Raw genomic sequence first — 14883 nt, 5'->3', positions numbered from 1 at the left:
CACCTGCTCAGGATACGTGGCGCCACGCCCGCACCGCCGCCTCGGCGTTGCCTTCGGCGCTGGCGTCGAGCCAATGAATCCGGTGGTCGCGGCGAAACCAGGAGCGCTGCCGCCGGACGTAGCGGCGGGTGCCGATGAACGTCGGCCCCCGGGCGGCGGCGCCGCTACCACCGGCATCGAGGTCGTCGAGAACCTGCGCGTAGCCCAACGCTCGCGACGCTGTCACACCGTCGCGCAGGCCGCGGCCCAGCAGGCTGATCACCTCCTCGATGAGCCCCTCGGCGAACATCGTGTCGGTGCGTCGAGCGAGTCGCTGGTCGAGAAGCCCTGTCTCGCAGTCTAATCCGATGATCACCGTGTCCCAGCGGGGTGTGCCGATGGCTGGCGCCGACGCGGCGAACGGTTGGCCGGTGAGCTCTCCCACCTCCAGCGCGCGCACGACGCGCCGGCCGTCGGTGGACAGGATCGATGCCGCGGCGGCCGGGTCACGCTCGGCGAGTTCGGCGTGCAGCGCGCTGGTACCGACTTCGGCGAGTCGCTGTTCCCATTTCGCCCGCACCGCGGGGTCGGTCGCCGGGAACGACCAGTCGTCGAGTAGCGATTGGATGTACAGCATCGAACCGCCGACCAGGACCGGAACGTTGCCCCGCGCGGCGATCGCCTCGATGTCGGCGCCAGCGTCCCGTTGGTAGCGCGCGACAGTCGCGGTAGTGGCGATGTCGAGCACGTCGAGTTGGTGGTGTGGGATGCCGTGACGCTGCGCGACGGGAAGTTTCGCGGTGCCGATGTCCATGCCGCGGTAGAACTGCATCGCGTCGGCGTTGACGATCTCGGCTTCCCCGCCGAGCCGCTCCGCAACGTCAAGGGCCAGTTGCGATTTGCCGGATCCGGTCGGCCCGACGATGGCCAGCGGCCTCACGGCTGCCAGACGCCGGCGAAATACCCGACGCCATAGGGCGCCGCTCGGTAGAGCTCCTTGGCCGACCGGGGTGCCGGTTCGGCCAGCCCGGCCAGCACGCCGAATGCGACCCGTCCCCCGACCTGCGCGGGCAACCGGGTCAGCGCGGCGACGTCCCCGCAGGCCAGCGCGTCATCCAAGGTGCGCTGCACATCGGCGTCGCCGGGCCGATACCCACCGGGCGCGGCCGGGGTCAGCGTGTTGGCGCCGTCGGCGACCACCAACACCCCGGTCGGCTCGGCCGACTGGTCGATCTCGCCGCGCAGCTGCCGACCGAATTCGACCGCGGCCGGGGTGTCGTGACGGTCGGCGTAGACCCGAACCTGCGCCACAGCGTCCGGCTGAGCCAGCGCCCTGGTCCAGCCACCGATCAGCGCACAGAGCGGCATCGACACCGGCGGACGGCCGGCCTGCGGAGACAGTCGCACCAGAACGTCAGCGCCATAGCCCGCGAACGTGCCTACCCGCTCTGGGCCGACGACACTGTCCGCGGCGCCCACCCCGACGACGATCCAGCGCGGCGGCAGCGCCGCGGCCGCGGCAACCGTTGCCGCCCGCAACTCCCCCACCTCGTCGGCGGCAGCGCCGACCAGCTCGGGAACCAGCAGCGGAGCTGACGGAATGATCGCTATGGCGCCTAGCACGCCATCAAACTAACCGGTCGACGCCACAGCGGCGAGCGTGTCGCTGTGGGATTCGACCGTCGCGGCCTCGCCGCGAGCGAGCGCCGCGGTGGCAATCACCATCACCCCGATTCCGACCCCGAGGATGAACACCGTTTCGTCACCCGCGCGCACGGTCTCCCCCAGCACGAAAACTCCCAACAGCACACCCACCGTCGGCTTGGCCACTGTCATCGTCGGCATGGAGACGTTGAGCGGGCCACCTCGATACGCCGACTGCTGAAGCACCATCCCGGCGGCCGCGGCCCCGATGCAGGTGTATAGCTCAGGAGCGGCCAAGACCGCCAGAATGCCGCCCTTGGCCACCTCGACCGCGCCCTTGACCAGCACCGCGAACAGCGCCAGCGATGCACCGGAGATCGCGGCCAGCAGCACCGCGGCAATCGCTCCATCCGGCCAGAGCCGCGCTCCGAGCAGACCCAGCGCAGCCAGCGGGCCGGCGATGGCGGCAACCACCAGCCAGGTGTGCAGCGATGCGCGGGAATGTCCGGCCACCGGGTTCCCGACCGTGACCACGACGGCCAGCGCCGCGGCCAATATCGCCGCCCAACTCCAGTCCCACCGGCTCACCGTGGCTCCGCTCATGCGGGCGTAGAGCGGCAACGCGAACAGCAACGCCGTCACCTGCAATCCAGTCACCAGGATCACCGAGCCGAAATTCAGCGCCGCGGCTTGCAAGCCGTAATTGGCAACCGCCGCGAGAGCGCCGAGCCGCCAGTCCCGATTGCGCCACGACATGACAAACAACGCCAGGTAGCCGACGCGCCCCTCGGCGACCTGGTGGGCGGAGCGCTGCCGCGCCACATTCCCGAGCGCCGACGCGAATGCGGCCGCCAGCGCCAACAGCCCCGCAAGCTCTGCCTTCGGCACGATCTATCCCTCCTCGCACACATCTTCCACGCCACCGTACTGACATGCGCTGTGAAAAACTCGTCGCCGGGCGTCGCAGCTACCGTTTCGACGGCTCTTTCCCAGCTACGACAACGTCCTGCCCGGGACCCGCCGCCATGGTCGAAGCCTCGCCGCGGGCCAGAGCGATCGTCGCGATGACCACCAATACCCCGGTCGCAAGCAACGTCCACACCTGCGGGCCGCCGGCATTCAACGTCTCACCCAGCACCAGCACACCGAGCACGGAGGCGACCATCGGCTTCGCCACAGTCACCGTCGGCAGCGACGCGGTCAGCGCTCCGGCGCGAAATGCCGATTGCTGAAAGACCATTCCGGACAGCGCGGCCGGCAACAGGCAGTAGGACTCGGGTGCGCGCAGAAATGCCCCGAGGCCACCCGCCGCCGCCGCCCCCACGGCGCCTTTGGTCAGCACGGCGAACAGTGCCAACGACGATCCGGACACCACTGCCAGCAGGACGGGCGCGGCCGTGGTGCCGGCCCAGATCCGCGCGCCCAGCACGCACAACACCAGCACCGGAACCATCACCGCGGCCACCACCAGCCAGCTACGCATCGAACCGCGCGCGGTCCCGGCGCCGGGGTCGCCGACCGTCACCAGCACCGCCAGCGCGCCGGCCAGCAACACCGCCCATGCCCACTCCCAGCGGGTCACCCGGTGATGCGCCAGGCGGGCATAAATCGGTAGAGCGAACAGCAGCGAGGTCACTTGCAGCGCCGTCACCAGCAGCACTGAGCCCAACGCGAGCGCGGCTGCCTGCAGGCTGTAGTTGGCGACGGCACCCATGCCGCCCATCCACCACCGCGGGTCGCGTAACGACAGCCAGAACAGCTCGAGGTGGCCGACCTCCTTGTCGGTGACCTCCTGAGCCGAGCGCTGACGGATCACGTCGCCGATCGCGGATGCCAGAGCAGCGCACAGCGCGATCAGCGCCGCCAATTCCGCTTTCGACATCGTTCGCCGCCCATTCATCCAAGGTTTCGCCGATCAGCCTAAGGGCGGCGGCCGACGCGTCGCCGGTTACACGTCGTCGCCTGCCAAATTTCAGCCAACCCCAAGGCTGCGCCGCCAACTCGGGACGCTTCGCGCAACAAGCTGCTTCAATACTGGGGGGTACAGACGTGTGTACCTCGTGTCGACGGCGCCGCTGTGCGCGGCAGGTGTGCGGTCAATAACCGCACGGAGGGTAGGTGACGGCAGTTCATGACGGCTGACGAGCCACACAGTGAATCCCGGGAACGGAGACCTACGCCGAGGCCGGGACCGCGGCCAGGTCCCAAGCCGACCCCACATCCCCCTGCTCACCCGGTGGTGTCAGCGCCGGTCAGCGATCCGCACAAGTTCGGTCGTGTCGACGACGACGGAACGGTGTGGCTGATCAGCTCGGCCGGTGAGCGTGTCATCGGCTCCTGGCAGGCCGGTGATACCGAAGCGGCATTCGCCCATTTCGGGCGGCGATTCGACGACCTCAGCACCGAAATCACGCTGCTCGAGGAGCGCCTGACCGCCGGCACCGGCGATCCCCGCAAGATCAAAGCCACAGCCGCAGCGCTGGCCGAGATGCTGCCGAGCGCCCACGTCCTCGGCGATGTCGACGCTCTGGCCGTTCGTCTCACCGCCATCGCTGAGCATGCCAGCGAAGCCGCCGCGGCCGACCGAACTCGTCGCGACCTGCATCGCGCCGCCCAGACCGCACGCAAGGATGCCTTGGCAGCCGAGGCCGAGGAGTTGGCCAACACCTCGACGCAGTGGAAGGCCGCCGGCGACCGACTGCGCACGATTCTCGACGAATGGAAGACGATCACCGGGTTGGACCGCAAGACCGATGAAGCGCTGTGGAAGCGTTATTCGGCGGCGCGCGAGACCTTCAACCGGCGGCGCGGATCGCATTTCGCGGAATTGGACCGTGAGCGGGCTTGTGCCCGCGAGGCCAAGGAGAAGCTCTGCGTCAAGGCCGAAGCGCTTGCCGACTCGACGGATTGGGGCCCCACCAGCGCCGAATTCCGCAAACTCCTCGTCGACTGGAAGGCCGCCGGGCGCGCGGCGCGCGACGTCGACGACGCGCTGTGGGCGCGCTTCAAAGGAGCGCAGGACACCTTCTTCAAGGCCCGCAACGCCACCACCGCCGAGCGGGACGCCGAATTCAATGCGAACGTCACCGCCAAAGAGGCGCTGCTGTCCGAGGCGGAGAAAATCGACATGAGCAACCACCAGGCGGCCGCGGCGACGCTGCGGGCCATCGGCGACAAGTGGGACGCGATCGGCAAGGTTCCTCGGGAAAAGTCGACCGAACTCGAGCGACGCTTGCGCGCTGTCGAGAAAAGGGTGCGCGACGCCGCCGAGGTGTCCGGACCTGACCCGGAGGCGCAGGCCCGTGCCGACCAGTTCCGCGAGCGCGCCGAACAGTACGAACGCCAGGCGCAGAAGGCCGACGCGGCGGGCCGCAGCAAGGAAGCCGAAGAGGCCAGAGCCAACGCCGAACAGTGGCGGCAGTGGGCTGACGCGGCAGCAGATGCGCTGACCCGCAGGCGTTAGCTCGAATCCGCCTTGCCGTTGGGCTTGGGCGGCTGCGGCTCATCGAGGGCTTCCAGGAGCGTCCGCGCTTGCCGCTGCGCTGCGGATTGACGCCGTTGTTCCTCGGCGGCGAGTTGCACGATCGTGCGCGACCACACCACCCGCGCCCAGTGGAACGTCAACAATATGATCGCGATCCAGGCCACGATCAGCCCGATGCCAGGACCCGGATGCCCGGATGCCACCGTCTGCCGCGACCAGATCGCCAGCAGCCCAGCGGCGCTGGCTACCGCGGAGCCCGCCAGCGCAACCCAGGCCAGTGCCCAGCGCCGGGTCAGCAGCGCAAGCATCGAGCAACCGACGCCGAAAACCAATGTCAACCAACTGAATACGCGTGACGGCAAGGCTATCGCCGCTTTGCCGGCACCATGGGTGGAGAACAACACATCCCACCCGCGCACATCGCCGGTGTGCGGCAAGACGAACGATCCGATGAGCACGAACACCAAGACGGCGACAACTAAAGCCCTTGCGCCCGGGTCGATTTCGCGGGCGATACGCCGTTCGGCCGCCTCGATGTCGTCGCGGAAGGCGTCGAATTCCGCCCCGTTGCCGCTCATCGCGTGCACCCCACTGGCTCTACTGCGGCGGCGGGTTGTCCGACCGCGGGTATACCCAGGCTCAATGGTCTCCGACGTTGACTGGCGGCGTGTGCGTCGCCGGCGCGGGTGCGGCGGTGGCTCAGGACGTCGCCGTCGGCGATCAGGTGATGTGGAGCGGCGCGGGTGATCGTCGTGGTGACGACGTCGCCTGGGCGCACCCGTTGCTCGCCCGGCGTGAAATGCACCAGCCTCCCGTCGCGCGCGCGCCCGCTCATCCGCGCGGTGCTGCTGTCTTTGCGGCCTTCTCCGGTGGCCACCAGCAATTCGACCGTCCGGCCGATCCGGTCGCGATTTTCGTCCAACGCGATCCGGTCCTGCAGTGCGATCAGTCGGTCATAGCGCTCCTGCACGACGACTTTCGGCACCTGATCGTCGAGTTCGGCCGCGGGGGTACCGGGGCGCTTGGAGTACTGGAAGGTGAAGGCGTTGGCGAAGCGGGCCTGCCGGACCACCTCCAGCGTGGCGGTGAAGTCCTCTTCGGTTTCGCCGGGAAACCCGACGATCACGTCGGTGGTGATCGCGGCGTGCGGCATGGCCGCACGCACCCGCTCGATGATGCCGAGGTAGCGCTCGGCGCGATACGACCTGCGCATCGCTCGCAGCATCCGGTCCGACCCGGACTGCAGCGGCATGTGCAGCGCCGGGCAGACGTTGTGTGTCTGGGCCATTGCTTCGATGACGTCGTCGGTGAACTCGGCCGGATGCGGCGACGTGAACCGCACCCGTTCCAGTCCGTCGATGCGTCCGCATTCGGCCAGCAGTTCGGCGAAGGCGCCGCGGTTGCGCGGTAGTTGCGGATCGGCAAACGACACCCCGTAGGCATTGACGTTTTGGCCCAGCAGCGTGACTTCCAGCACACCGCCGTCCACCAGCGAGCGCACCTCGGCCAGGATGTCGCCGGGGCTGCGGTCCAGTTCTTTGCCCCGCAGTGACGGCACGATGCAGAACGTGCAGCTGTTGTTGCACCCGACCGAGATGGAAACCCAAGCAGCATAAGCGGATTCGCGGGCCGCCGGTAGCGCCGAGGGGAACTCCTGCAGCGCCTCGGCGATCTCCACCTGGGCGACCCTGTTGTGGCGGGCCCGTGCGAGCAGCGTGGGCAACGACCCGATGTTGTGGGTGCCGAACACGACGTCGACCCACGGCGCCTTGCGGAGCACCGCGTCTTTGTCCTTCTGGGCCAGGCATCCGCCGACGGCGATCTGAAAGTCGGGGTTGCTTCGCTTGCGTGGGGCCAGGTGGCTGAGGTTTCCGTACAGCTTGTTGTCGGCGTTCTCGCGCACCGCGCAGGTGTTGAACACCACCACGTCCGCCTCGTCGCCGTCGGGCGCTCGCCGGTAGCCGGCCGCTTCGAGCAGACCCGCCAGCCGTTCCGAATCGTGGACGTTCATCTGGCATCCGAACGTGCGGACCTCGTAGGTACGTTGTGTCGACCGCCGCGAAGCCGCGTCGGAGGTCATCATCGAAGTCACTGGCCCATGGTACGGCGGTCGCGCACGATGAGGCGCAGGCCGGCGTCGATCGCATCCAGACCCAGCAGAGTGTGATGGCGGGTTTGCCAAGCCCCGGTGTCGAGGTCGTGGCGCAGACGCTCGAGTCCCGCGCGTAACCCCGACCGATTCGGTCATACGAGGAGTCAGTAGACGGTTTGTTCACAGGTGGTCGCAACGTAGTCGCGCATCGCGAGATTCATGGCTTCTTTCTTGGTGTGCACGCCGGCGATCCGCATAACCGCGGCCAGCGCTTCGTCATCGAGGTCGATGTGCGTGACCGACATGAAAACCCTCCTATGTTGGCGATATATGCGCTGTGGACGTAACGCCAACATCACGCTCGTCGCGACTTCCCGCGTTGACGCCCACTTAGACGCGCCTGCGCTCGCGTTCGCCGGCCAACTCGACGCTGACCACGTCGAGGGCCATGCCCTGGCTGAAACCGCGACGCGCGAGCATCCCTACCAGTCGACGGGTCACCTTGGCGTCGGCGGCCTCGTCGCCGAGGTTCTCCCGCCGCAACTTCCTGCGAACCAGCTCTTCGGCGCGTCCGCGCTCGGCCGCGGGATTGATGCCGCCGAGCACCGACGTGATCACGTCTTTGTCGATGCCTTTGATCTTCAGCTCGGCAGCTAACGCGCGCTTGCCTTTTCCCGCGTTGGCCAGCCGTGAGTGCACCCACTGCTCGGCGAAGTCGGTGTCGTCCAATAACCCGACCTCGGTGAGCCGATCGAGCACCCGGATGCTGACATCGTCGGGGTACCCGCGCTTGGTCAGTTGGCCGGCTAACTCGGCACGGCTGCGTGCCCTCGCGGTGAGCAGGCGCAGGCACAACGCCCGCGCCTGCTCCTCGCGAGATGGCTCAGAAGTCGACGGGGGCGGGCAAGACGCTGTCATGCGCCGGGTCGTCCGTCACTACCGCACCGATACCGAGCTTTTCCTTGATCTTCTTCTCGATCTCGTTGGCCACGTCGACGTTCTCCATCAGGAAGTTGCGGGCGTTCTCCTTGCCCTGCCCCAGCTGCTCGCCCTCGTAGGTGAACCACGAACCGGCCTTACGGACGAAGCCATGGTCTACCCCCATGTCGATCAGCGAGCCCTCCCTGCTGATGCCCCGGCCGTAGAGGATGTCGAACTCGGCTTGTTTGAAGGGCGGTGACACCTTGTTCTTGACGACCTTGACCCGGGTACGGTTACCGACCGCATCGGTGCCGTCCTTGAGCGTTTCAATCCGTCTGACGTCCAACCGAACTGAGGCGTAGAACTTCAAAGCCTTTCCACCCGTGGTCGTTTCGGGTGAGTTGTGCACCATCACTCCATCGACAAAATAGTTGTGGTTGCCCTCGACCTCGATATCGAAGCGATTCATCGACCGGGTGTGCGGTTTGATATGCACATCCAGCACCCGAGCCGGCACCAACCGCTGCGATGGTTCGACGAACTGCGGAATTACCATGCCTTGACCGCGGAATCGCGGCAAAAGCTTGTATTCCATGGACGGTGCCATGTGAGGTGCCACCAGCTGTTGGAACTTCGCTGTCGCTGCCGTAGAGAATACCAGCACCGCCTTACCGGCCGAGCCGGCAGAACGCAGACGAACATCTAACTTCTGAGTGTCGCGTAGATAGTCGCGCAACCGCACCCTCGTGCCATCACTCATGGCCTCGACGCAGATCTCAATGCGCCCGCTGCCGCCTGTGGTACGTTCCTGTAATCCCTTGGAGCGCAGACTGAATGAGCCGTCGTCCATATACCAGATGGCCAGGGCCAGCGGCGTCAGCGCTTTGAGATACTCCTCGGAGAGGAACTTCTTGCCGTCTCCGAGATACACCGCGCGCTGCAACTCGGCGAGCTCTGGCAGCGGGGTGAAGTCGACAAAGCTGGCGCCTTTGGCGTTCTCTCGCACTGCATGCCGGATATTGCCCATTAATGCCGTCTTCCACTTCAGGTACTCCAGTTGCTCAGCGTCGTGTCCCAGCCGGAAGCGAACACCGTTACGGTCACGCCGATTGGGCGAGAGGTTCCCATCACCCATCAGCGAGCCAAGCACAACCTGGAACTGCTGGTCGCTGAGCAGATGGGGTTCGGTCGCAAGCACCAGATCCCCCGTGTTGAGGTTACCGGCTTCAGTCCAGCCGGCGGGTGTGCGAACGAGGTGGTTGGGTGTCGCCGCAAACTGCGATTTGCCATTCCCGCTTGACTTCTCGACGGTAAATTGCAGAAACTGCTCGGTCGGTCCGTTGTTGAACCAGTTCACCACCTTGCGGGGCACAATCTGATCAGTGGCCGGGTCGTAGGACAGCACCTCAACGTCCATCTTTTGATTGACGATCTTGCCAATCTTTTCGGTGGTGCCATCGGCAAGGGTGACTCGAGTGGCATAGCTCATGCACCCGAACATCACTCCGATCTTCTCGCGGAGCTGGTTGATGAAGATCGCCGTGGTTCCCGAATTGCTCAGTGCGCCGGTGATTTTTCGCAACGCCTGACTCATTAGCCGGGCCTGCAGTCCGACATGGCTGTCGCCCATCTCGCCTTCGATCTCGGCGCGCGGCACCAGTGCGGCCACCGAGTCGATGACCAGGATGTCGAGTGCACCCGAGCGGATCAGCATGTCGGCGATCTCGAGGGCCTGCTCACCGGTGTCCGGCTGGCTGACCAGCAGCGAATCGGTATCCACGCCCAGCTTGGCGGCGTAGTCGGGATCCAGCGCGTGCTCGGCGTCGATGAACGCCGCGATGCCGCCGGCGGCTTGGGCGTTGGCCACTGCGTGCAGTGCGACCGTGGTCTTACCCGAGGACTCCGGGCCGTAAATCTCCACGATCCTGCCACGGGGCAGGCCGCCAATGCCCAACGCCACGTCCAGCGCGATCGATCCGGTCGGGATGACGGAGATCGGTTGGCGCACTTCGTCACCGAGGCGCATCACCGAACCTTTGCCGTGACTCTTCTCGATTTGGGCCAACGCCAGTTCGAGTGCCTTTTCGCGGTCTGGGACTTGTGCCATGGTGCTACCTCTCGGTGTAGTCGTTGTTCGGCTTGATCGGTTGTCGATCAGTTGGCCGCAACGTTAAAGGCGGGGTCTGACAAGTTGGCTGACGAGTCGTTTCGCCGTCGAACACCGGCCACAGTATGCGAACGTGTGTTCGATGACAAGGAGGCGCGCCGCACTACCGTCGAAAAGCAGAGCGACATTCGTGGTAGGCAGGTTGCGGAACTCCCTTCCGCCCAGTGCGCCGCCGCGGCGTGAATCGACGGTATCGAGCGGCCCACCGCGGCCCGATGTCTGGATCTCGCGTGCCCGCGCGGCATTCTGGTGCCTGCGCTGCGAATCGGCAACGCAGTTCGCCAATAGCGTTGAGAAGGGCGACCGTGTCGTTGCCCTGGAGATCGCTGCCGGGTTAGCGCGAATCAAACCGGCGGCGGTTCAATCCGTTCGATCGTGTTGATGCGGTCGATGTACCGGTCGAAAGACGCTATCTTGCTGACCCCGGTGCTCTCGGCGCATGCGACGAGATATGCCTCCGCGAAGTCAATCCGGTCAGTCTCTTAGACCTCGATCGCACGCGAAATAAGTGCCGGGTCAACGCAGACAATGGAGTCGAATGCGATGAGCGATCTCAGCGCTTCGGCAAACTTGGCCGCGGGGCGCCTGGTAGCAGGACTCCAACACGTACACCGTCTCCGCCGCGATGAGGTCGGTCAGTAGTAACTGTCGCGCGGGCCCCAGGTAAGCGGTCGCGCGGGCCGCCATCTCCGGCGGGTCGCCGGTGAGATGCCGGACGAGGACGTTCGTGTCAATAAGCGCGGTCAGGCGTCCGCGCCGGCACAGCTCGATTGCCTTCCACGCGGAAGATAACCTCGTCGCCCTCCTCGAGACCGAGCGCATCCCGTACCGCCTTCGGGATCCATCACAAACTCCTTACTGCTGCGTGGAAGTAAGGATAGGCGGCTAGGCAAGGGGACCGTCGATCATGACGCCGCCGAACTCGGCGATCGGCTACGAGGAGGTTGCCGCGGTGGCCACGAAAGCCCTCGAAGAATGCAGACGGCCATCGACCGCGGCCTGATCGGCGACAAGCTCTCCACGGCCGAACTCAACAAGCGGCTAGACGTGCTGGGTCAAAAATCGGTTCTGAAGTGATCTAGCTCACTTCAGTCGCATCCACCCGGCACGGCGCGCTGAGCTGGTCGGCGCATCCAGCGGGCTGGGCTATATTGGCACGGTCACGTCGCGCCCGGCAGGTGACACCTGCGCAGCGGTTCGACCACCTTCATCGCCTGCTCGGCGTACGAACGGCTCGTGCGATCTTCGGGTGCGAGGTATCTGCCAGAGCGGAAAGGCCCATCCTTGACCACGCTGTCGCCGCAACGGCCAGCCGCGAGCGGGCATAGTCATACCCGCGCCATGCACGGAATAATCGTCGACGCCTGGCAGCGTGCACATTCTGACGACGTCCCCGACGATCTGATCGAATATGTTCGTACGCAGCTGCAACGGTATGGCGTCGATGACGTGATCAACCTGCGTGCCGACGACGACCTCAACGAGCTGCTGGACGACCGCCCCGCCGAGGATGACGTGATCGTGATCTGTTCAGGCCGGCAGCTGACGCCGGCGGTGGCCCGGCTGCTGACGGTGCGCTCGGTACGCACCCCGTCGCATTTCGTCGTCTGGAACCTGAGTGACGGCGGGCGGATCGTCGCCGCCCGGCTGGCATCCGCCGATCTGCTCCAGATGAACTACCACAACACCGGGGACTTCGAGGACGAGGTGCGCAAGCTGGTGGAGGTCAAAGACCTGCATCGGTACACACTCGAAGACATCATCGCCAACGACGCGATCCGGGTGGGCGGATCGTTCGCCAAATCGGGCGTTCAGTCGTATTTCCGCAAGCAAGCGCACCACCGCGGCTCGCTGAAACTACGCGACGAGGCTCGTTTCTACGAACGGCTACCGGCCTCGCTGAGCGATCGCTACCCGGAGGTGCTGTTCTCTCGCACCGCCGAGGATTCGGTGCAGCTGGGCCTGGAGTACGTCGCCCACCCCAACCTTCGCGACCTGTTACTGAACCTGCAGGTCACCCCCGCGCACGCCGCCTCGGTGCTCAAGCGGGTGCTCGACTACGAGCACAACCACGCATATCTGAAACATCTGACCGAGACACCGGCGGGCTACCTCCAGGACCACCACTTCGACCGGGCCTGGCATCGTCTCGCGGTGACTATCGACCTGGATCCGGACTTCGCGCCGCTGATCCACAGTCGCCGACTGCAGATCAATGGTCGGGTGATATCGAACATCCCGGCCATGCTGTACCAGCTGGAGCGCGACCGCCGGGCCGTCGCCGACCTGACGCCGCCCGGTGTGTCGCCGCACATCCACGGCGACCTGCACCTGGAGAACATTCTGTACGACCAGGATTCGGAGAGATTCTGGCTGGTCGATCCGCGCGGCTATCCCGCCTGCGACATTTATTACGACCTGGGCAAGCTGTCGCACAGCTACCACGGCCACTACGACCTGCTGCACGAGGGCCGCCACGAAGTCAGCCTTCACGTCGACGGCGATACCGCGGTGATGGAACTTAGCCTGAACTCGCCGCACCTGGAAGGGGTGTACAACCAGCTGAGCCAGGTGATGGAGGGGGTGATCGGCGATATCCTGCAGATCGACAGCGCCCAGTCCAACCCGCGGATCAACTTCAACGAAGCCATGCACTTCTGCTCGGACATGCCGTTCCACATCCACCCGGACGCGTCGCCGAATGTCGCGGTCGCGATCTACGCCACCGGTGCCGTGCTGCTGGCCGATGTGCTGAATGAGCTCTGCATCAAACCGGATCCCTCCGAAGAGGCCCACCAGCGCGGGCTGCGCCGCATCGACGACGTCACCCGCAACAAGTGGCGACTCGACGGCTAGCGGGATTCGGCGGGCCGGAAGCATGCGTGATGTCCACGCTCAACTCGTCGTCTTCGACATCGACGGTACCCTGCTCGACACCGACAACCCGATCTCCGAGGTGACCGTTCGGGCGCTGCGCGACCTGCAGCAGCGCCAGCTTCAGATCGCATTCGCTAGTTCGAGACCGATCGCGTCGGTGGACTTGCTCGCGCAGCGAGTGGCGGTCGCGGCGCACCTGATCGGATTCAACGGCGCAGTGGCCGTCTCCGCCGGCGGGCGGCGGCTGGTCGCGGAGACCTTCGTGATGAATGCGCGTCTCGCCGAGCTGCTGCACCGGTTCGCCGACGCCGGTGGCCTGGTGAACGTGTACCGCCCGGATCACTGGCTGGCGGTCGGGCCGACGGCGTCGATCGACCACGAAGAGAAGGCGACGGGCCTGGCGGCCGACTCGCGGTCGGTTGCCGCCGACCTGTCGGACTTGGCAGGCGATGCCGTCCTGAAGGTCATGTGCCGGGGTGGCGAAGCCGCTTGCAACGAACTGGTGGCCGCGGTGAGCGGATCCGACGGCCTGGTGGCGATGTCGGCCGGCTGGGATTGCTGTGACATTCAGGCCGGCGGTGTCGACAAGGCGCGGGCGGTGCGGGAACTCTGCCATCACCTCGACATCTCGCCAGACGCAGTGGTGGCGTTCGGCGACAGCGACTCGGACGCCTCGATGTTGGCGCTGGTCGGCTACGGCGTGGCGGTGGGTGCGGCGAGTGCCCGGGCGAAGGAGGCAGCGCGCGAGCTGATAGGCGGTCCGGGGTCGGGCGCGCTGGCCGCCTGGGTGGACCGGATCACGGCAGTGGGCTGATCGGCGATGCCTGCGAACGCTGCGGATGTGCTGGTGCTGGGGGCCGGTGGGCGCCTCGGCGAGGTCTTGGCGCGGCTGCTGCCCGGATTCGGTCTGTCCGTGCGTGGTGTGTCCCGGCACCATGTCGATGTTCGCGACCACGCAGCGCTGACCGCCTGCATCGAGGCGACCGATCCGCGCGTCGTCGTATACGCCGCCGCGATGGCCGACCCGGACCGCTGCGAACGGGATCCGTCGGCGTCCCACGACGTCAACGTGGCTGGCGCGGTCCAGGTGACCGAGGCGGCAGCCCGGATCGGTTGTCGGGTGATCTACTACTCGTCGGACTACGTATTCGGGGAGCCCGGCCGATACTTCGAAGACGCGCCGGTGTCGCCGCTGCAGGTCTACGGCCAGCACAAAGCCGAGGCTGAACAGCTGGTGTTGGGCCGCGGCGACAACGTGGTGATTCGGCTACCGCTGCTGTTCGGCAACGGCCGGGACACCGTCAGCGACCTCGTTCGCGCCGTCGTCCAGAGAACCCCACTGGCCCGTGATGACCGGCGCCGATACCCGATTCCGCTGCGGCACGTCGTGACAGTGACGGCCATGATCGTCTCGACCGGCGCCCGGTGCGGAATCTATCATGCCGTCGGCGTCGACTCGGTGACGAAAATCGAGTGGGCCTGCTACATCGCCGGACTACTCGGCAGGCCGGTATCGCCGGCGACGGCGACCGGAAGTCCGTTGGCGGCCAGGCCGGCCGACGTCGAGCTGGCCAGTCGCCGTCCGGAGATGTGCGCCCCGGCGGGCACATTGTGGGAGGCCACCCGGGCCCGGGTTGTCGAGCTGTCCGAACCGTTGCGGGTGAGTGATCTTTAGTGATCACGCGACTTGCACCGGTAGGTTACTGAATCGTGAGCAAG

14 protein-coding genes and 1 pseudogene are annotated in these 14883 nt (G+C 66.2%); 5 read left to right on the top strand and 10 right to left on the bottom strand.

Annotation, left to right across the window (positions count from 1 at the left end; all coding sequences use genetic code 11):
• Window positions 1-7: 7 nt before the first annotated feature.
• The 4 genes from miaA to ABDV69_RS13420 all read right to left on the bottom strand — a co-directional run bounded on the left by miaA (window position 8) and on the right by ABDV69_RS13420 (window position 3505).
• Window positions 8-919, bottom strand: a complete 912-nt coding sequence (miaA, locus tag ABDV69_RS13435; RefSeq protein ID WP_343575098.1) for a tRNA (adenosine(37)-N6)-dimethylallyltransferase MiaA — start codon at window positions 917-919, stop codon at window positions 8-10.
• A complete protein-coding gene (locus ABDV69_RS13430) occupies window positions 916-1602 on the bottom strand; it encodes a hypothetical protein (RefSeq protein ID WP_343575097.1) in 687 nt (228 codons plus the stop codon). The genes miaA and ABDV69_RS13430 overlap by 4 nt, the downstream gene beginning before the upstream one ends.
• Before the next feature lie 9 nt (window positions 1603-1611).
• Window positions 1612-2511, bottom strand: a complete 900-nt coding sequence (locus tag ABDV69_RS13425) for a DMT family transporter (RefSeq protein WP_343575095.1) — start codon at window positions 2509-2511, stop codon at window positions 1612-1614.
• 79 nt (window positions 2512-2590) lie between these two features.
• Complete coding sequence (locus tag ABDV69_RS13420) at window positions 2591-3505, bottom strand: DMT family transporter (RefSeq protein WP_343575092.1); 915 nt, start codon at window positions 3503-3505, stop codon at window positions 2591-2593.
• Window positions 3506-3754: 249 nt separating this feature from the next.
• On the opposite strand from ABDV69_RS13420, the gene ABDV69_RS13415 reads away from it, so the two are divergent.
• Window positions 3755-5086, top strand: coding sequence for a DUF349 domain-containing protein (locus ABDV69_RS13415; protein WP_343575089.1), 1332 nt, complete (start codon window positions 3755-3757; stop codon window positions 5084-5086).
• Here the strand turns inward: ABDV69_RS13415 and ABDV69_RS13410 are convergent.
• From ABDV69_RS13410 to ABDV69_RS13385, 6 genes are all read right to left on the bottom strand, one after another.
• Window positions 5083-5685 (bottom strand): hypothetical protein, encoded by a 603-nt coding sequence (locus ABDV69_RS13410; protein ID WP_343575087.1) that lies wholly within the window; start codon window positions 5683-5685, stop codon window positions 5083-5085. The genes ABDV69_RS13415 and ABDV69_RS13410 overlap by 4 nt on opposite strands.
• Entirely contained in the window at window positions 5682-7190 is a 1509-nt protein-coding gene (gene miaB / locus ABDV69_RS13405; RefSeq protein WP_343575148.1) for a tRNA (N6-isopentenyl adenosine(37)-C2)-methylthiotransferase MiaB, read from the bottom strand. The genes ABDV69_RS13410 and miaB overlap by 4 nt, the downstream gene beginning before the upstream one ends.
• 173 nt (window positions 7191-7363) lie before the next feature.
• On the bottom strand, window positions 7364-7504 hold the full coding sequence (locus tag ABDV69_RS13400; RefSeq protein ID WP_343575086.1) for a type II toxin-antitoxin system VapB family antitoxin: 141 nt from the start codon (window positions 7502-7504) through the stop codon (window positions 7364-7366).
• An 85-nt stretch (window positions 7505-7589) separates the two neighbouring features.
• The gene (gene recX / locus ABDV69_RS13395; protein ID WP_343575084.1) at window positions 7590-8117 is read right to left on the bottom strand and encodes a recombination regulator RecX; all 528 of its coding nucleotides are present in this window, start codon (window positions 8115-8117) and stop codon (window positions 7590-7592) included.
• Entirely contained in the window at window positions 8083-10227 is a 2145-nt protein-coding gene (gene recA / locus ABDV69_RS13390) for an intein-containing recombinase RecA (protein WP_343575082.1), read from the bottom strand. Before recA ends, recX begins: the two co-directional genes overlap by 35 nt.
• A 790-nt stretch (window positions 10228-11017) precedes the next feature.
• The gene (locus tag ABDV69_RS13385) at window positions 11018-11128 is read right to left on the bottom strand and encodes an AbrB/MazE/SpoVT family DNA-binding domain-containing protein (RefSeq protein ID WP_343575145.1); all 111 of its coding nucleotides are present in this window, start codon (window positions 11126-11128) and stop codon (window positions 11018-11020) included.
• Window positions 11129-11185: 57 nt separating this feature from the next.
• On the opposite strand from ABDV69_RS13385, the pseudogene aspA reads away from it, so the two are divergent.
• From aspA to ABDV69_RS13365, 4 genes and pseudogenes are all read left to right on the top strand, one after another.
• A pseudogene (gene aspA, locus ABDV69_RS13380) lies at window positions 11186-11364 on the top strand (aspartate ammonia-lyase); the annotation flags it as partial.
• A gap of 264 nt (window positions 11365-11628) precedes the next feature.
• A complete protein-coding gene (locus tag ABDV69_RS13375) occupies window positions 11629-13143 on the top strand; it encodes a hypothetical protein (protein ID WP_343575080.1) in 1515 nt (504 codons plus the stop codon).
• A gap of 22 nt (window positions 13144-13165) precedes the next feature.
• Window positions 13166-13978 carry an HAD-IIB family hydrolase gene (locus ABDV69_RS13370; protein ID WP_343575078.1) on the top strand — a complete coding sequence of 271 codons (813 nt, stop codon included), beginning with the start codon at window positions 13166-13168 and terminating at the stop codon, window positions 13976-13978.
• 6 nt (window positions 13979-13984) lie between these two features.
• Window positions 13985-14839, top strand: coding sequence for a sugar nucleotide-binding protein (locus ABDV69_RS13365; RefSeq protein ID WP_343575076.1), 855 nt, complete (start codon window positions 13985-13987; stop codon window positions 14837-14839).
• Window positions 14840-14883: the final 44 nt, after the last annotated feature.

The organism is Mycobacterium sp. (assembly GCF_039583785.1).
Taxonomy (GTDB): Bacteria; Actinomycetota; Actinomycetes; order Mycobacteriales; family Mycobacteriaceae; genus Mycobacterium.
Note: the sequence above shows the minus strand (reverse complement) of the source record. Positions and strands in the feature narration are given on the sequence as shown.

What these genes read in the sequence shown, in the direction of transcription:
- ABDV69_RS13420 (WP_343575092.1), bottom strand. Translation starts at nt 3,505, where the DNA reads ATGTCGAAAGCGGAATTGGCGGCGCTGATCGCGCTGTGCGCTGCTCTG.
- ABDV69_RS13410 (WP_343575087.1), bottom strand. Translation starts at nt 5,685, where the DNA reads ATGAGCGGCAACGGGGCGGAATTCGACGCCTTCCGCGACGACATCGAG.
- ABDV69_RS13370 (WP_343575078.1), top strand. Translation starts at nt 13,166, where the DNA reads ATGCGTGATGTCCACGCTCAACTCGTCGTCTTCGACATCGACGGTACC.
- recA (WP_343575082.1), bottom strand. Translation starts at nt 10,227, where the DNA reads ATGGCACAAGTCCCAGACCGCGAAAAGGCACTCGAACTGGCGTTGGCC.
- miaB (WP_343575148.1), bottom strand. Translation starts at nt 7,190, where the DNA reads ATGATGACCTCCGACGCGGCTTCGCGGCGGTCGACACAACGTACCTAC.
- ABDV69_RS13415 (WP_343575089.1), top strand. Translation starts at nt 3,755, where the DNA reads ATGACGGCTGACGAGCCACACAGTGAATCCCGGGAACGGAGACCTACG.
- recX (WP_343575084.1), bottom strand. Translation starts at nt 8,117, where the DNA reads ATGACAGCGTCTTGCCCGCCCCCGTCGACTTCTGAGCCATCTCGCGAG.
- ABDV69_RS13365 (WP_343575076.1), top strand. Translation starts at nt 13,985, where the DNA reads ATGCCTGCGAACGCTGCGGATGTGCTGGTGCTGGGGGCCGGTGGGCGC.
- ABDV69_RS13375 (WP_343575080.1), top strand. Translation starts at nt 11,629, where the DNA reads ATGCACGGAATAATCGTCGACGCCTGGCAGCGTGCACATTCTGACGAC.
- ABDV69_RS13400 (WP_343575086.1), bottom strand. Translation starts at nt 7,504, where the DNA reads ATGTCGGTCACGCACATCGACCTCGATGACGAAGCGCTGGCCGCGGTT.